Source organism: Lentisphaera araneosa HTCC2155 (assembly GCF_000170755.1).
GTDB lineage: Bacteria > Verrucomicrobiota > Lentisphaeria > Lentisphaerales > Lentisphaeraceae > Lentisphaera > Lentisphaera araneosa.
The window spans coordinates 252,933-270,202 of the sequence record NZ_ABCK01000004.1; the positions used below are offsets into that span (position 1 = coordinate 252,933).

At 42.0% G+C, this 17,270-nt stretch carries 12 protein-coding genes; 3 read left to right on the forward strand and 9 right to left on the reverse strand.

The annotated features are described in order from the left end of the window. Window positions 1-53 precede the first annotated feature (53 nt). Entirely contained in the window at window positions 54-893 is an 840-nt protein-coding gene (locus LNTAR_RS05405; RefSeq protein ID WP_007277635.1) for a type II secretion system protein, read from the forward strand. Between the two features lie 697 nt (window positions 894-1,590). Here the strand turns inward: LNTAR_RS05405 and LNTAR_RS05410 are convergent. The 4 genes from LNTAR_RS05410 to LNTAR_RS05425 form a co-directional block, all read right to left on the reverse strand. After that, window positions 1,591-2,376, reverse strand: a complete 786-nt coding sequence (locus tag LNTAR_RS05410; protein ID WP_007277636.1) for an L-fucose dehydrogenase — start codon at window positions 2,374-2,376, stop codon at window positions 1,591-1,593. Window positions 2,377-2,427: 51 nt separating this feature from the next. Further along, a complete protein-coding gene (locus LNTAR_RS05415; protein WP_007277637.1) occupies window positions 2,428-4,941 on the reverse strand; it encodes a sodium:solute symporter in 2,514 nt (837 codons plus the stop codon). Between the two features lie 166 nt (window positions 4,942-5,107). After that, window positions 5,108-6,067 (reverse strand): Gfo/Idh/MocA family protein, encoded by a 960-nt coding sequence (locus tag LNTAR_RS05420; protein WP_007277638.1) that lies wholly within the window; start codon window positions 6,065-6,067, stop codon window positions 5,108-5,110. Further along, a complete protein-coding gene (locus LNTAR_RS05425; RefSeq protein ID WP_007277639.1) occupies window positions 6,067-7,893 on the reverse strand; it encodes a glycoside hydrolase family 2 TIM barrel-domain containing protein in 1,827 nt (608 codons plus the stop codon). The genes LNTAR_RS05420 and LNTAR_RS05425 overlap by 1 nt, the downstream gene beginning before the upstream one ends. A gap of 161 nt (window positions 7,894-8,054) precedes the next feature. Between LNTAR_RS05425 and LNTAR_RS05430 the strand changes: the two genes are divergently transcribed. Then, window positions 8,055-9,650, forward strand: coding sequence for a glycoside hydrolase family 43 protein (locus tag LNTAR_RS05430; protein WP_007277640.1), 1,596 nt, complete (start codon window positions 8,055-8,057; stop codon window positions 9,648-9,650). 201 nt (window positions 9,651-9,851) lie between these two features. Continuing rightward, window positions 9,852-10,241 carry an RbsD/FucU domain-containing protein gene (locus tag LNTAR_RS05435; RefSeq protein WP_007277641.1) on the forward strand — a complete coding sequence of 130 codons (390 nt, stop codon included), beginning with the start codon at window positions 9,852-9,854 and terminating at the stop codon, window positions 10,239-10,241. A 173-nt stretch (window positions 10,242-10,414) separates the two neighbouring features. Here LNTAR_RS05435 and LNTAR_RS05440 read toward each other — a convergent pair whose 3' ends face one another. The 5 genes from LNTAR_RS05440 to LNTAR_RS05460 form a co-directional block, all read right to left on the reverse strand. Next, window positions 10,415-10,885: a magnesium chelatase subunit ChlI family protein gene (locus LNTAR_RS05440; RefSeq protein ID WP_274377917.1), complete on the reverse strand. Its 471-nt coding sequence runs from the start codon at window positions 10,883-10,885 to the stop codon at window positions 10,415-10,417. Between the two features lie 226 nt (window positions 10,886-11,111). Then, window positions 11,112-12,152 carry a GntR family transcriptional regulator gene (locus tag LNTAR_RS25190; protein ID WP_007277643.1) on the reverse strand — a complete coding sequence of 347 codons (1,041 nt, stop codon included), beginning with the start codon at window positions 12,150-12,152 and terminating at the stop codon, window positions 11,112-11,114. Between the two features lie 68 nt (window positions 12,153-12,220). Then, window positions 12,221-13,804, reverse strand: a complete 1,584-nt coding sequence (locus LNTAR_RS05450; protein WP_157473266.1) for a right-handed parallel beta-helix repeat-containing protein — start codon at window positions 13,802-13,804, stop codon at window positions 12,221-12,223. Further along, the gene (locus tag LNTAR_RS05455; protein ID WP_007277645.1) at window positions 13,788-15,803 is read right to left on the reverse strand and encodes a sodium:solute symporter family transporter; all 2,016 of its coding nucleotides are present in this window, start codon (window positions 15,801-15,803) and stop codon (window positions 13,788-13,790) included. The genes LNTAR_RS05450 and LNTAR_RS05455 overlap by 17 nt, the downstream gene beginning before the upstream one ends. A gap of 11 nt (window positions 15,804-15,814) precedes the next feature. After that, entirely contained in the window at window positions 15,815-17,119 is a 1,305-nt protein-coding gene (locus tag LNTAR_RS05460; RefSeq protein ID WP_007277646.1) for a glycoside hydrolase family 99 protein, read from the reverse strand. Window positions 17,120-17,270: the final 151 nt, after the last annotated feature.

Sequence of the window (17,270 nt, forward strand, 5' to 3'; positions counted from 1 at the left end):
GAATCGCGTTCACATAAATACAAAATTATATTTAAAGCATAGGAAAGTAAATAATGAAAAAACGGCATATAAGTTTAATAGAAATTCTTGTGGTAGTTGCCATTATTGGTATTTTAGCTTCCTTACTTTTGCCATCATTAGGTAAAGCTCGAGCTAAGGCGCGTCAGGTAACTTGCGTGAACAATCTCAAACAAACTGCGCTAACAATTTTTTTATATGCCGGCGATAATGACGATACGATGATGGACCACATGCTCAATCCTGGCAACCAAAATGGTTACAATGGCTTTGACCTCTGGAGTTGGCATTACATGAATACTCCCAATGAAATGCCCTACTGTCCCAACACTCTAGAATTTGTTGAAAATACCCCTAGCTCAATTGCTGTAGATAGCATTAGTCCTTTATCCGTCAGTATTGGTACCGGTGGAACTATGGGAGATGTACAAAGCATTAAATCGTATTTCGCTAACAACTGGCGCCCGGGTGATTCCCCTACGAGTTATAGTCAATTAGCTCGTTCAAAGGCGGGTCTTTTTAAAGCTACTTACCCCCTTAAGCTTAATGAGGTAGAAAATGACACTATCGCTGTTTACGAAAATTATCGCCGAGGATCCGGTGGGGCCGATGCCGTTGATTATCCAGGGCAATTCGGCATCAAAGGCTTTGCCTTCAATATGATCACTACCGGCTACCATGACAACCGTGGTTTAAACGTTGCTGCTATTGATGGCTCTGTCAGTTTCATCAAAACAAATTCTTTGATTAGTTCTCCTGAGTACCAACTCTCCACGGGAGGAACTTGGCAAACAAATGAAATTGGCCACTTTATTCAAAGTGGTATAGACAATATTGTACCCACTGGCACTAAGTGGAACTGGAACGATAATTAAAAGATTTGCTTGTTTATAGAATTAGCGTACCAGGTTGCAGGTAGCAGGTAGCAGGTAGCAGGTAGCAGATTAAAAATTGAGAATTAACAATTAAAAATTGTTTTTCCCACACCTGCCAAAAGATTTCTAGTAAACTAATTTTTTAACTCATTTCTATATAAAATGAGTCCTGAAGGGACGCCACAATAATAGCCTAGGGTCGTGACCCTAGGAATACCATATACAATAAAATGAGTCCTGAAGGGACGCCACAATAATAGCCTGGGGTCGTGACCCTAGGAATACCATATACAATAAAATGAGTCCTGAAGGGACGCCACAATAATAGCCTAGGGTCGTGACCCTAGGAATACCATATACAATAAAATGAGTCCTGAAGGGACGCCACAATAATAGCCTAGGGTCGTGACCCTAGGAATACCATATACAATAAAATGAGTCCTGAAGGGACGCCACAACAATAGCCTAGGGTCGTGACCCTAGGAATACCATATACAATAAAATGAGTCCTGAAGAGACGCCACAATAATAGCCTAGGGTCGTGACCCTAGGAATACCATAAACAATAAATCGGAACCCTGTAGGGCTGACACATAATTAACAAAAGATAATTAAAAATTGTTTTGCTCGACGGACCCAAGATTATTGACTCATAGTTCAAGATTACACATCACTAAGTGAGCGACCCGAAGGCCTATCAATCTTTAACAGTACACTTGCGATCTAAGTGGGTATAACCGCCATCGGCATAGATAATTTGCCCTGTGGTATGAGACGAGCGACTTGAGGCAATAAATACAGTAAGGTCAGCTAATTCCTCTGCCGTAGTCATTCTTTCACCGAGAGGAATCATACTCGTAATACGGCGCTCCTCTTCTTCTGGATTGGGAAGTCTATCTAGGCAGCTGCGATAAAGTGGAGTCATGCATTCAGCAGGAATAATTGAATTAACTCTAATTCCCTTCATTCTAAACTCCAGTGCCCACTCTCTAGTAAGGGCATTGACTGCACCTTTGGCGGCGGCATAACCCGTCGCATTACCTTGGCCAGTCTCAGCCACTTTGGAACCAATATTAACAATATTGCCTCTAGATTTTTCAAGATGAGGAAAAGCGTAATGAACCAGCTCGAAAACTTGAATTAAATTCGTATTTAATGACTGCTTAAATTTGTCTAATGAGTCATCGATATTACAGCCATCATTAACGCCCGCATTGTTAACAAGAACGTCAATTTGACCAAAGGTCTCAACTGTCTGGCTAATAATCTTTTGGCATATTCCTGGACTGGTAAGATCGCCCTCTATATAAAGAACTTCACTTATATCTTTTAATTTTTCCACGAACTCCGATGCCATTGCAGAAGGACGACTGGCGATAACTAGCTTAGCACCTTCAGCTGCAAAAGATTGTGAAATAGCCGCGCCAATCCCTTTAGCACCACCAGTAACTATAACCACTTTATCTGTTAAATTAAGATCCAAAATTTGCTCCAAATATTTAATAAAAATAATCGACCATTAGTGCCTAATAAATTAAGCTTCTACTGCTTTAGGCTCAAGATTTGCGCTTTTCTGATCATCTTCCTCAGAAGGATACATATCCCACAGCGTCAAGCCCCTAAGATCCCTCTTCTTTCCGGGAAGAATAAAGCTACTAAAATAACCAAAAAACAGGCAGCTTAAAGTAGAAAAAACGGCAAATGATGACCAGTGAATTGTACTATAATTTTTTAGTAAAAGCGAAACAATGATACTCGCCGCAACACCCACAACTGCTCCACCACAGTTGGTGCGCCGAGTGAATACACCAAGGATAGCTACACCGATAAAGCCACCCGATAAAACTGCGCAAATCTCGGCCCAAACTTGCATCAAAGCTGGTGTATCTATTCTAGATAAAATCAGAGCTGAACTGGTCCCTATTGCGCCTAAAGCAAAAGTAGAAATCTTCATAATTTTCAAGGCTTTCTGCTCGTCGGGATTTTTACTAAAGCGCTTATAAAAGTCTTCAGAAATTAAAACGGCACAGCTATTCATGCTACTAGATAGTGTCGACATCGATGCCGCAAATAAAGCCGCAATTATGAGCCCCACCAAACCCACGGGAAGTTGTTGGACAATGAATAAGGGAACCATGCTATCATTTTTCATCATCACATCCATTTTATCAGGGAAAGTCGCAAAGTAGGCAAATAAGCTTAATCCTGCAAAACCGGCGAGCAAGGCCACGACAATACTGCATGCCGTCATTGCTCCAGCCAACTTTGGAACATCTTTTTCTGGTGTACAAAGTATGCGCTGAGCTAGGGATTGATCTGAAACAAAGTTCATTTGCACTATGATTGTATTTAAAGCAAAAAAGATAAACAAGGGCAAGGACATATCGCTACTAAATAAAAAGGCATTGAGCTTGTGGTTCGCCTGATTGACTTCATAAAAAGTTGTGAAGCCCTCGGGCAAAGCCCATATCCCAAAAACGGCTATAATCAAGAGGCCAAGGAGCATCATGCCTCCCTGCATAACATCGGACCAAATCACTGCCTCAAAGCCACCAAAACAAGTATACAAAGTCGTTAAGCCACCCATGAGTAAAATACTGAGCATAATATCTAAGCCAGTTACAGCACTAATCGCTAGGGCAGGCAAGAGCATAACGACACTCATTCGCCCCGCTAATTGATAAGTAATATTCTGAATACTACCCACTATGCGCAAACTCTTACCAAAACGCAATTCCATGTATTCAAAGGTAGAAGTGATTTTCAAACGTCTGAGTAAGGGATAGGTCAAATAAGCTGAAACAAAGAAAGCGGGAATAATTAACAAGACTCCACTCACGTGTACCAAGCTCGTGGCCGCCACCAAGGCTGGTATTGCCATGAAACTGATAGAACTTGCTGCTGTGGCAAACATCGATATACCTGCGGCCCACCACTTAACCCCACGATTACCAAGGGCATACTCCTCTGCTGTATCTTGTTTCTTAGCAAAAAACACGCCTATACCGGCCATGATAATGAAGTAGACAACTATCACCGCATAATCAATAGCACCTAAGCTTTTGACGACTCTTTGAACTTGAATTCCTAGGACTTTTTCTTGAATTTTTCCTTCACTATTGCGACCACCGCATAACAAAAAAGTATCATTCTGCTTAATTAAAAAAGCATTTGTTCGCGCTTCCATGTCAACAGACTCTGTCATCCATGTATTACTCATATTGTGATAAAAGTAAACCTGCTTGGATAGCTCACTTTTCTCATTTGATTTAATGCTCTCTCCTCCGAGTAATAGGATATGAGATTGCCCCAATTTCGCTACACAGTTATTTGATAAAGTTTGAGGAATTGGCGCTAATTCCCGCCAGCCTTTCTTGATCTGCCCATCAATCGGGGCAAGACGAAACCCCATGACATTATTAGTACTTACGACCACACCTGCTTGATCAAAAACCTTACCGCCAATGAACAATAATTCTTCAAAACCTTCGATGACACTGGGGGAATAAACAGCCTCGGGTAAATCATCAAGCTTTTCCCAGGCTTTGGTGTCTGAAGAAAAATTGTAACGAATGGCTTTCTTCGAGGCTTCATTAGCGTAAACAGATTCTAGTCCACCACAGACATAAAGAGCACCTTTAAATACACTCGCACCTGCATTCAAAACCCCATGAGGCATGTCTGGCAGAGGATTTAGTTGAAGCTTATCTCCCACTAGACTCAAGTCAAAAACTTTTTTACTCTGCTGGCCTGCAATAATACCACCTACAATATAGATCTTGTCCACGCCCTCGGCATAGGCTGCAAATTTTGGCAATTCTGTAAAATCCTGAGCTTCCCAAGAATTATTTTTTTTATAAGAAATTGTGTTGTTTTCAGGATCTATAATAACTGGTATTTCGCCAAGCTGATATACTAAGGAGTTTTTACTGAGTGAACCAAAACTAAAATCAGATGGCTCAATAATTAAATGTTGGTCTGCCGCATTTAGCGGGACAAAACACATTAGACAAAGCAAGAAGCTTAGTTGTTTATAAAATTTACTCATATATTTATCCTATAAATTAATCATTATACCTTGTATAAAACCCCATAGCTAGAAAAGAAAAAAAATGACTATATAAAAAGCTTTCAAGTTTATTAAAAATACATATTATCATACATTAATCTCCAAGTGCCATTAGTCAATAACTAAGGACAAAGATTAAGTGATTTTATTGAAAACCCCTAGCTCTAATCATCCAGCGCGTTGGGCTGAGTTCTTCTTCAAGAGAAAGTAGCATTTTGCGACTTTCGCAAATTTCTTTAATAAATTCGGCTAAAAAGTCAAGCTTTTCATCCGACAAATCCAAGTCACCAAAATCCTTATCGCCGATAATCATTCTTGTACGTGCTCCCGCGTCACAACTTTCAATCATTCCCTTGGTCCCAAAGATCCGTAGCATTTCATTGCCCCAGCTACCCATACCGGGATTGTGGAGATAATTCGCTATACAAGAATAAAGCCCTCCGTTCTCAAGCCTACCGCTGAAGCTAGTCGCCATTTTCAAGTCTGAATTTTTGCGGACTTCGCCAAGTGTACTTGTTTGGCTATAAATATCTTTGATCTTTTGTCCAGCAACATGCTCCACAAAACGTGCGGCATGAACTCCAACTTGAGCCAATAGACCTCCATCCACTTTTTCGTTCCGTGGTCGCCAATCTGCATAGGGATACGATTTCTGAGCAAGAACCTGAACCACTTCTCCAATCTGACCACTTTGCACAATCTTGCGAATGGACCAATAAGGCTCTTCCCAAAGTGTACCCGCCATCTCATGAAAGAGCGCCTTTGACTTTGCGGCGCTCGCAATAATTCTATCTAAATCTTTTTCACTTAGAGCACAGGGCTTTTCTGCATAGACATGTATGCCTTTATCTAAAGCGCGCACAGCTAAATCAGCCTGTTCTGAACGGTGCCCTGAACACAAGCTAATCATCTCGACGCCATAGTCATGGATTAACTTTTCAAAATCATTTTCAAGTTTGATATCAGAGTACTTTTGCAAAAGATCACTTTCTGCGGACTCTGCAAAAGCACCAATTGCCACAAGCTCAAACTCTGGATATAATTCTAGGTCTTTATAAATCTGATGACCATTATCTCCCCAAAGAGCTAAGTTAATTTTCTTCACTAATCATTAAACCTTTTGCGTAGCTTGGTGATTTCATCCTGAACGACGTCAAAGACATGTTTCTTTTGGTAATTATTATCCAACATTCCATAGGCAAAGGTTCCCGACCCACGATTATACCAACGCCAGTGCATAGGCACACGACAATCCATCAAGGCCCAAGGCACATAACCCACAATTTCTTCATGATCATGGTAAGTGGCGTAGGCCTCTCGCAAGATTTTTTCGTGACGTACCGGGTGACCAAGATCAGTCTCTGGTCTATCAGTTTCCTCTGTAGTTGACATAGAACCAAACTCCGTAATCATAAGTGGCTTATTAAAGCGCTTGAGCATATCTACAAATTTCTGTGTCGCAATGGGGTTATCTCCTGGATTGGAAACATAGAGATTTGCCCCCAAAACATCCATCAATTCATAAAACTCATCTGGATGGCCTGGATGCCAACTTTCTTTAGCAATTTCCGTGTCAAAGTGATCTCCTGCATCTGGAGTCCAGTCCTTATTCGCTTCAGTTTTCCTGTGACCTGAGTCAGCTGAACTAATGAGTCGACTAGGATCTAAATCGCGAATTTGTGCACATGCTTTCGTCCAGTAGGGATAATTGCCTGTCGTTAAGTCGCTATTTGAACCCGCTGCAGTTCCATCTCCGGCACACTCATTGGAAACTGACCAAAAAATCAATGAAGCTCTATTCCAATCGCGTAATACAGCCTCCCTCATCATCCCAAGGGCTTTACTCAACAAAGGTTCTTCATGAATCTTGGGTAACCAATATACAGGAACTTCTTCCCACCATAGCATACCCGCGCGATCCATCGCCTTGCCAAACTCTTCGGCATAAGGGTAATGTGCACAGCGCAAAAAGTTACAACCTAGTTCACGTGCTTTTTCAAGCATCAGCTCTATGCCCTCAGCTGTGGGAACGCGACCTGTATCAGGGAATTCAGAGTGGACTGCGACACCATAGAGGCGAATCTCTTTACCATTGAGAAGGATTTTTTCTCCCTCAGTTTTAATTTCGCGAAAACCAATTTCATCTTTAATAGTTTCTGTTGCCGTTTCAATGATTGTATCGTAGAGCTTAGGATTTTCTTGATCCCAAAGTTCAATCTGTGAAGGCTCTAAAACAAATTCAAATTTTTCTTTTTCGCCGACTTTTGCAGAAGCCTTATGACTCAAAGCCAATTCATCAATTTTAAACTCGTAATCCAAAGTCGTTTCACCTTCAGTTGACTGCGCAAATATCTCGACCTGAACCTTGACCTTGCCATCTTCTAAAACTGTCTGAGTTCTAAAATTCTCTACATAGCTCTTTGGCACAAAAATAATTCTAACCGAACCCGTGAGACCACCATCATTATTCCAATCGGTACGAATACCAGGTACGCGATCCTCCTGCATGAAATTATCGATCAGCACAAATAGACGATTACTGCCTTCTTTAAGTAAATCTGTTACCTTAAATTGAAAAGGAGAATAACCCCATTCGTGATTACCTACATGCTCACCATTGAGATAAACTTCTGAGCGATAGGTCGCACTATCAATACATAAAAAGGCCTCATGCCCTTCAGGAATTTCATTGACGTCGAAGTCACGTGCGTAGTTGGCATGGCCATCGTACCACTTCAGTTCTTCAAATTCCTTTTTCCATGTTGATGGCACCTGCGTATCCCACATCCCATCCATATTGAAGCAAGGGAAAAAACCTGAATTATCCCCTTCTTGTTTCCACCAAGATTGCTGCCTGCAACGTTGGTAAGGATCTGGATTAAACTTCCAAGTTCCATTAAGGTCGATAAACGAATTTCGAGTTTTAAACATAGTAATAATTCCTTTTAAACGTGACTTACACATCGTTAATTAATTTTAATTATAAAATACTATATAACATACAAAATGATTTGACAATGTATTTTGATGTATTTTATTAAAATTATAAAAAGCAGTTCTTTAAGAGATAAAACCAAAAGCACACAAGTCCCATGATTACAAAATATAAAAACCCTATCCTCCCTGGCTTCTATCCGGATCCCAGTGCCTGCCGAGTTGGCGATACTTTCTACATGGTTACAAGCAGCTTCGAATACTTTCCTGCTGTACCAATCTTTAAAAGTAAAAATCTCATTGATTGGGAACAAATTGGCCATTGCTTAAGTCGTAAAAGCCAACTCGACCTCATTGGCTGTAAAGCATCAGGAGGGATTTATGCCCCCACAATTCGTTATCATCAGGGACTTTTTTATATGGTCACGACCGACACCACAGGCATTGGCAATTTTTATGTAAGCGCAAAAGATCCTGCAGGTGAGTGGTCCGAGCCAATTAAAGTCGCCCAGGGTGGTATTGATCCCTCACTTTTTTGGGATGATGATGGAAAATGCTATTTTGCCTCGAACCACCTTCATTGGGCTGATCAGCAAGGTGCTTGGATTCGCGAAATGAACCCAAAAACGGGTGAACTACTTGGCGATGGCCCGACTTTCATGTGGGGTGGAACTGGAGGTAAGTACCCCGAAGCTCCACATATTTATAAAAGGAATGATTTTTATTACCTCGTAATGGCTGAGGGAGGTACAGAATTGACTCATGCCGTGACCATGGCTCGATCTAACAATATATACGGCCCCTATGAAGCCTGCCCTAATAATCCTATACTTAGTCATCGAGGTTCCGCTGAACCCATACAATCCACTGGTCATGCTGAATTTTTTGAAGATCAAAATGGCCAATGGTGGATGGTTTGCTTAGCTGTTCGTCACGGTCAATACCCACTCGTTCATCATTTAGGACGCGAATCCTATCTTGCACCAGTTAATTGGGATGGCGACTGGCCACTAATTGAAGGTGATTATCTGCAGCTCTGCATGGATGTGCCCCAATCCTTACCTGCCCCACATAAAGAACAAAATAAGTTTGAATTCATTGATAATTTCTCCACTCACGAACTCGACCTAACTTGGAACTTTCGACGTAATCCAATTCCAAATAGCTGGTCCTTGGAAAGCCAGGGACTGCGACTAAAATGCTCCGAAACGACTCTCGATTCCAGCGACCAGCTCTCCTGGGTAGGACGTCGTCAACAGCATTTTGACTGCCTAGCGGAAACTGAATTAAGCTTTGCCCCAAAAGATAAAGAAGAAGCCGGACTCACTGTTGGTATGAATGAGAGTCATTGGCACGCTTTGAGCATTCATTATAAAAATAATCAACGTTTTATTACACTAAAACGCGCTATAGGCTCCATTCGTTTCGAGGTCAATTCAAGCCCAATCCCCGCAGCAGGAAAAGTCAAACTCCGTTTAACAAGTGATGATATCTGGTATACTTTTAGTGCAGAAGTTCAGGGAAAAACTTATGAGCTCGGCCAGGCCGAAGTTCGCCATATTGCAACGGAAATTGCGGGTGGTTTCACCGGAGCCTACATCGCACTTTACGCCAGCTCAAATGGTGCAGAGTCCGCAAACACCGCCCTCTTTCATAATTTCTGTTACAAAGATATTTCGACCCGGGCTCACGATGACCGTGGACTCATTAGCATGGTGAATCCCGACATCGTTGCTGACAACCTCGCTTTATAACTGCGAACACCAAACTCCTGCTTGGTGCCCTAAAACAAACTCTTAAACCTCACGCTGAATTGAGAACCACATAGCTTGGAACGCCGAGCTCCTGTCTTGCACACTAAAACAAAATCTTAATTCGTATTGTTACTAAACCTAAGCCGAAGGCGCTACCTAAGCCGAAGGCGCTACCCATAAATAATAATAAACAAGATACTTATGTTCAATCATCCATTACTCAATCCAGCACTTCACGAACTGCTCATGCGAGTTCGCCACACTAACACCATAGTCATTTCAGACAAAGGTTTCCCCTTCTGGCCAGAGATCGAAACTATCGACATCTCCCTGGCAGATGATCAACCTTCAGTCCTCGATGTTCTCAAAGTCATTCTACCTCATTTTACAGTGGGTAAATGTTGGATGGCTGAAGAATTTAATTCATGGAATAATGAAGAAACAAAAAAACAATTTGCCGCAGTTCTTTCAGATATTCCGCGTGAATTCAAAGATCACGACGAATTTAAAAAGCTCGTACCAAAAGCCATTGGTCTTATAAGAACAGGTGGGACAGCATCTTACTCCAATATCATTCTCGAAAGCGCCTAAATTTTAAACGACTTCACAATTCGATTCACTGTGTCATTCCATACTTACTCCCTTTAGCCTAAGCTTTTGTACGTAATAAAGGAAACATCCCCCTTCCTTTTACAGCAAGAGCCAAATCATATTTCTTAAAAATCCCATTCTCTAGAGGATATGCAATCCAATAAAATGCTTCACTAAAGTTTACGATCGAGGGTGCGGTACTGGATTGCTTCGGCAATATGTTGAGCTTGGTTAGTTTCGCTAGCTTCCAGGTCGGCTATGGTTCGCGAGACTCGCAAAATGCGGTCGTAGGCTCGAGCTGAGAGGTCGAGACTCGAGATCGCTTGTTCGAGCAAGGCTCGACTTCCCGAATCCAGTTCGCAGAGTTCCTGGAGCTCTTTGGCATTGAGGCTAGCATTTGTGCGGCTCTCGCCAAAGCGTTGGTACTGCAGCGCCCTCGCCTTTTCAACGCGTTCGCGGATGGATTCCGAGCTCTCGCCATTGGCTTTATTCATCAGTTCCTGCTGACTCAGAGGGTTCACTTCTAGGTGTAAATCAATGCGATCCAAGAGCGGTCCAGAAATCTTATTTCGGTACCTTTGTATCTGCGTGGAGGTGCACCGGCACTCGTGGCTATGACTTCCAAAAAAGCCACAGGGATAAATCTAAAGTCATTGCGGTGACTATAAGGTGTTAGTTTATAATAAGTTGAGAATAAAAAAAAACTAAGATATTTAATTGGTTTTTGCTGTCATCCACAGGCATAATGCGACCCATACAAGATGCTGCTGTATAGGTAAATACTTTTATCTGTCTGGCAAGACCCTTGACCAGGCAACGAGGGGCTATGCCCTGATTTATGGGGAATCTATGTTCTTAATAAAGACTAAATTAGTTTTGAGTCGATTCGCCTTGATGAAGTCTTACGTTAGATGCTTCGAAAAGCAGGTTTCCATTCCATTCACTCGAAGGGTCTAAGATCCAGTCAATACAAACCTTTAGATAGGGTTTCATATCTGGACGTTCGAGCGAAGTAATTGAGGGGCAGTAGAGCTCTGCCTGTAACTCACCATCAGCTACGCAAATAGCCACATCTTTACCAGCCTCTAAACCATGGTCGCGCAAAGCTCGACAAGCGCCGATCGCGGCCGGCATTGTTAAACAAAAGAGTGCCTTACTCTTAAATTCACCCTTTTGAATGAGCTCGGAAATATAATCTCGACAAACTGAGCCTTCATGGTCATTGGATCCATTGATATCCAAAAGGTCTCCTTGGATATTATGCATTTTCTTCCATACGCCCCAATGCTCTATACGTTTACTTATCGTTATATTATGAGCTTGGACATTAAAGCAATCTACTTTTTCATGACCGAGGTCTACGAACTTATCGAGAAGCTGAGAAATAAAAATATTGGAGAAAATATTCAGTGAAGGGAAGTTCATGTTCGACATATCATAACCAAGAACTACTAAGCGAGTTGCTGTTTTTTGAAGCTTTTTATTGATCCAGGCAGGAATATTATCTGATCTGGGAATAAAAAATAGGCCATCAAAGCCTTCAAAAGCACTATGAAAGACAATGTCATCCCAACTAGAATAAAAGACCGGACGAATATTAATTGCGAGTTCTGAGGCAGCGCTGTAAAGGTCCTTTAACCAAAGGGCCACATCATTTGAACTTCCGCTTGGAGCCAAGAAGCAAATTTGCTTGTTCTTAACCACCAGCTTTGGATTGAACTCGAGTCGTCCGGTAGACTTTCGGTTTAAGTAGCCCTCTTCTACCAATTTGGCTAAAGCACGACGAGCAGTCATACGAGCTACACCAAGTTCATCTGCCAAGTCACGCTCAGAGGGAATTCCACTCATGGCGTAATAACCCTTTTTAAAACGCTTTTTAAGCATCTCTGTGATATCTTTATTGCGTAGCATTACTTGACCTCTTTATTCTATTTCCAAACAATAACTTCTTTCTTAAAAAAAAATAGTTTCACCCGTACTTAAAAGGCCTTCTCCAAAGCAAAGGCTTTAATATCTTCTTGTAATTCTGTTCTAATATCTGCTTTTAAAATATTTTTACGTAAGGCTGAGTAGAGATCCATTGCGGAATCCCCCCTATTCTTTCTCTGTTCTTGGTCAATCAAGCTTAACCAAAGTGCCCAACGAAAATTCTGTAGACGACTTTCCGGTATACCTGGAAATTGCTTTTTAAACTCTTTGTTATTCATTAGGTCACGACGTAGCCAGTCCGAATTTTTCAATTCTTTTTGAAGGATGTTTACATACCTCGTCAATTCACGCAAAGTCGGCTTGCGTCCTAAGATCTCTTCATAGGCAGCCGTGACCACTGCTTCAACTTCATCATCACCATAGCGATAAACTCTGTAACCCAATTCATTAGTCTTACCATGATTACAGCGTAGTAGGTGTAAGACATGACGCTCTGATTTCTTGAATTCTTTTTGGAGCTTTGAGTCTTTCACTGTTTCGGCATCATAAATAAATGGACCTGGTTTTTCTGGGAGTTGATCCCCTAAGCCATCGGCAAGTCCTGAGTAAATTGCTGTACTCTTATTATCAAAGATGGTGAAGTTTTCCACGTTGTGAGCCACAAAACCATAAGACGCCGCTCCACCTGCCACTGTGTTTGAACGGATTTCGGCACCGTGTAAAATTTTATCTTGTTTGGATGGCACCCAAATGCCTGCACCCATGGGGAAAGCAATATGAATGCGTCCGCCCCAAGCATCCACATAATTATTGATAAGTTTCGAGCCACGGTAATCTGTGCGTAAAACCTCTTCGTCCATTTTGTAATAGCCTAGGGGATCAACCAAGTTAATCCCGCCGAGTGATTCACGAGAAATTGTCGCAATGACATTATCTCTTACTACACTTCCTGGAGCACCAAAAAGCACGGCTCCCACATCCGTGGGGTCGAGTATGAGGTTGTTGGCAATCAGAGTATTCTTTGAGGCACAAGTAATGCCATCGCCCCAAGCAAAGGGTTTCTCACTCGCTTCGCGTCCATTACCACGTGGACCTACTCCAGCACCAAGAATAATATTATTTTTAACGACACAGTGATCACCACCTTCGTGAATCTTTAATGTGGACCAAGTTCGCGTGTCCATAAAGAGGCAGCTATCGACTGTCTGATAGTTCGCGCCATTTCCCCCGAAAAAAGCCAAGGCTGGCTGGGGTACATTATGTATTTTAATCGAACCCGAATAGAAGCGACGATAACCATCTAAAGCTATGTTTTTTAATAGGATATGATCCATGGCATTGCCATTGATCAATTGTTGTACCGAATTGTCCGCAGGCCTTAAAATTGCGTAGTCAGCAATGGTTTTAGCCCCTGCAGTTAAAATCCTTTGACCATCTTTCTTAAACTTTAAAGCTTTTGTTAGGCGGTAAACCTGCCCCTTTTGCAAGTGCAGATCATAGCCTCGGTCGAGGATCTCCTGTAGGTCATCACCTGGTTTTGCGAGAGTCTCTATGCGGTCATCCCACATTCCCCTATCAGACGTACAAGAAAAACATAAGCTAATTACAAGAAGTAAATTAAGGACTGTTTTCACTAGCTAGCTCCTCTTGATCATTTAGGAGACTGGTGTCGTTATCTTCATAGAAATTTACCTCAGGTAGTTTTTTCCACCAAAAGAAATAGAGCCCAGTACCACCTATGCAGAATAAAACCATAGTTCCCCAAAATGCTGTCCAATAGTGTAAAACTAAAAGCATGGGTGCTAAGAACATGGAGACTTGCCAAACCAAAGCAAAAGGCACTGAAATAAGATCATAAAAATGCTCTTGGCTGACTTTCTTTTGTTCTTCCTCTGGTAGCATGCGCTTGAGGTGTCCCCAAAAACCAAAAGGACGGGTTTTCATGTAAAAAGTCTTTAAGACTTCAGGTTCAGTCGGCTTATCCATGAAAGTACCTATTACACCACCAATTAAACCAGCGACTAAAGAATAGCCCAATTGCTCAAACTCATTCATTTCTGGCCATATGATACGTTGTATAACGGCAGCAGTCATCCCTACTAATGAGCCAACAGCGGAGCCGGTGCCGTTAAAGCGCCACCAGTAAAGGCGCAGTAAATTCGGAACGAGAAATGCGCCACCTAAGCCCATCATCAACCAACCCCAAATTTCGTGAATACTTGAAACTGAATTGGCAAAGATCACACCACCGACAACTAAAATAGCTACAGTCACCCAACTGACGCGGATGAGTTCTTTAGTTTCAGCATCTGGTCTAAAATACTTGCGGTAGAGGTCATTGACGGTCATCCCCGTCGCCATATTAACTGTGCTATCAAAAGTCGACATCGAAGCCGCAATTAAGGCTAGTACCACAATCCCGCGTAAGCCCTCTGTAACTGTTAAAATCAATACTGCAGGTAAAATCTTTTCAGGGTTCACTGTGCCATCATAAGAAATAAGACTGAGTTTTTCCACATATTGTTCAGAACCTAAGAGGCCTTGAAGATTAGCAATCAGTTCAGGCGAGTAGTTTTGAGGATTGTTAGCGATACCGGAGATAAGCGCGCCCCAGCCCTGCTCTTTTATATCAGGGAAATGACTGTGAATAAGTTCACCCGCTTGACTGAGTACTGACATATCGGGAAATAAATCTTTGACAAGGAAGAGACCGAGAACAGCTATACCCATCATCATTGGCCAGCGGAAAGTCATCATAATTGTCCATAGAGCTGTGAGCTTACCACATTCACGGTCATTTTTTGCACCAAAATATTTGGGATCACCGATGTTGCCAATACCGTGAAAAACATTTCGAAATAGGTAGAACAGCATCAGCGGTATCAGAGGTTTATAGGATTCATAGCCTTTGGGCATATTGGCGTTCCACTTGGGAACCGCACTCATCCAATCGGGGTTATTGGTCACTTGCATCGCCACCGCAGAGATTTCTTCAGAACTTCCCACAAGAGCAAAAGCTTTCACACTTATGTAAATAACGGCAACGAGAATAATGCCTCCTTGGAACAAGTCAGTAAAGATAACGCCATAAAAACCAGAAAACATGGTGTAGACAGCTGCTAGAAAGATAAGTCCATAAGCACAGTACTCAGGTGAAAAAGGTAAAAACGTAGAAAGGAAGATACCCACGCCTTTAGTCAAGTAAGCCAACATACCAATTGTGGTCAAGACAACGGCAACAACACTGATGAGCTGAGCAAAACGACCGCCCCAACAATCACCAAAACGGAAAATATTCCACTGAGCACCTGTTAAGCAGCCCGAACGTCTATGCCATTTACCCACCCAAAGCATCATGAATGCGAGGATCAAAACAGCGCCGCCTCGGAACTCAATAAAGAGACCTTGTGGGCCGAGCATAAAGAGGAAGGAAACAATCAGCGCCGTTCCCGTCAAGTCTAAGAATTGAGCCATACCCGAAATGCCCATGGCCCACCAAGGAATTTTACCCGCACCCGTAATGTAGTCTTCTATACTTTCCGATGCTTTACCTTTGAGATAGAGACCTAGGCCTACGAGTACGCAGACGTATATCCCCATAAATATATAATCAATTGTTCCAAAATAACCCAAGATGCTGTTCCTTATTTGTTAGAGATTTGTGTTTTTCGTGCTGGCATTTCTTTACTATGTGCTATTTCCCCACGAACCATTTTGCTCGCTTCCCCCACTAACCAGAGGTAATGATCTCCTGGTAAATCCCCATAGGTTTTAAAGGGTATATCATTTTCTGGCGGATTATTATCAATTTTATAAATTTGAGTTCCCTCATCGAGCTCATCAAACATCGCCTGGTAAACCATTGTGGCTCCCGTTTCTTTTAATAAAGCTTCGTATTGTGCCCATAAAAACTTACCATCTTCACGATCAATGAAAGCACCTGGATTAGCATTTGGCTGACCCTTTTTCAGATTGGCCCAACAAAAGCCAGGAAAAACAACGGGCATAAATTCGAGTTTGCGTTGATCGCACCACTGCTTATCTTTTTTGGCTGTGTCTGCCGCATAACGACGCGCCGCATCCTGACCGCCAAAGCGCCCCACTGTCCAAGGAGAAATAATGTCGGCTGCTGAGTAAACTTTTTCCCATTCTTTGATTTCTCCAGCATCGCGTTCACCTGTTCTCCAGCCGGTTGAGGTACCAAGCATCACTGTCATGCCGCCATAATCTGGGTCATTTTTGAAAAAATCTATAAGCTCAGCCACATCCTTAGAACCATAAGCTCGTCCATCATCAATGCCTATACCCCAGAGAGCAATCACTGGCTTACCATTGTGTTCTTGATAAGATTTATCACCTGCATCGCGAGTAATTTTCATTTCGTCTACGAGGTAACGCCAATCATTTTTAAATTTTTCTAAATAATTGGCCGGCATTGCCGTGAGATCATACATAATTGCATAAGTACGACCATACTGGTTGGCTCCCGCACGACAGTTTTCCAAAACCTTATTGTACGCACGGCCACTTAAAATAGCCTCTTGGTCTCCATCAATGGTCGTTTCCATAATAAAGCGCTGAACAAAGACGCCATCTATACCATAATCCTGCATCCATTTAAAATGGCGGGCAGTCGTTTTAGGATGGTGTGAACTGTAGACGTAGCCTGCTTCCCCATTTTTATAACGAAAAGACGTTTTAAATTTTTCATCTTCGTCTAGCTCACTCATGTCGGGCCAATAATCAATGCCGGCCTCTCCCGGCCAGAAGTACATAGACTTTTGATTTCTGTAGTGAACCCAAGCCAATCCTGAACCATCACTTGGGGCTCTATACCAACCCTGGTAACCACACATAACTTTGCCCTTTAAACTTGAGCTATCAATCCTATCCACACTCGAACAGGACGCCATGAGGCTTAGACTTGTTAATAAGATTATAAAACGCATTAAGCTATCTCCTTATAGATTATTTATTAAAACCACAATAACACAAAACAAAAAAGATACCAGTAAAGGTATATTAAATATCACAAAGTCTCTTTTTAAGCACAATTTCTTTTGGTTATTCTTTTAATTAGAGGGTAATATTAATCTTTTT

Bases quoted from the DNA above. Each gene is read 5' to 3' on its own strand.
- LNTAR_RS05405 (WP_007277635.1), top strand. From the start codon at position 54: ATGAAAAAACGGCATATAAGTTTAATAGAAATTCTTGTGGTAGTTGCC.
- LNTAR_RS05415 (WP_007277637.1), bottom strand. From the start codon at position 4,941: ATGAGTAAATTTTATAAACAACTAAGCTTCTTGCTTTGTCTAATGTGT.
- LNTAR_RS05425 (WP_007277639.1), bottom strand. From the start codon at position 7,893: ATGTTTAAAACTCGAAATTCGTTTATCGACCTTAATGGAACTTGGAAG.
- LNTAR_RS05430 (WP_007277640.1), top strand. From the start codon at position 8,055: ATGATTACAAAATATAAAAACCCTATCCTCCCTGGCTTCTATCCGGAT.
- LNTAR_RS05435 (WP_007277641.1), top strand. From the start codon at position 9,852: ATGTTCAATCATCCATTACTCAATCCAGCACTTCACGAACTGCTCATG.
- LNTAR_RS25190 (WP_007277643.1), bottom strand. From the start codon at position 12,152: ATGCTACGCAATAAAGATATCACAGAGATGCTTAAAAAGCGTTTTAAA.
- LNTAR_RS05460 (WP_007277646.1), bottom strand. From the start codon at position 17,119: ATGCGTTTTATAATCTTATTAACAAGTCTAAGCCTCATGGCGTCCTGT.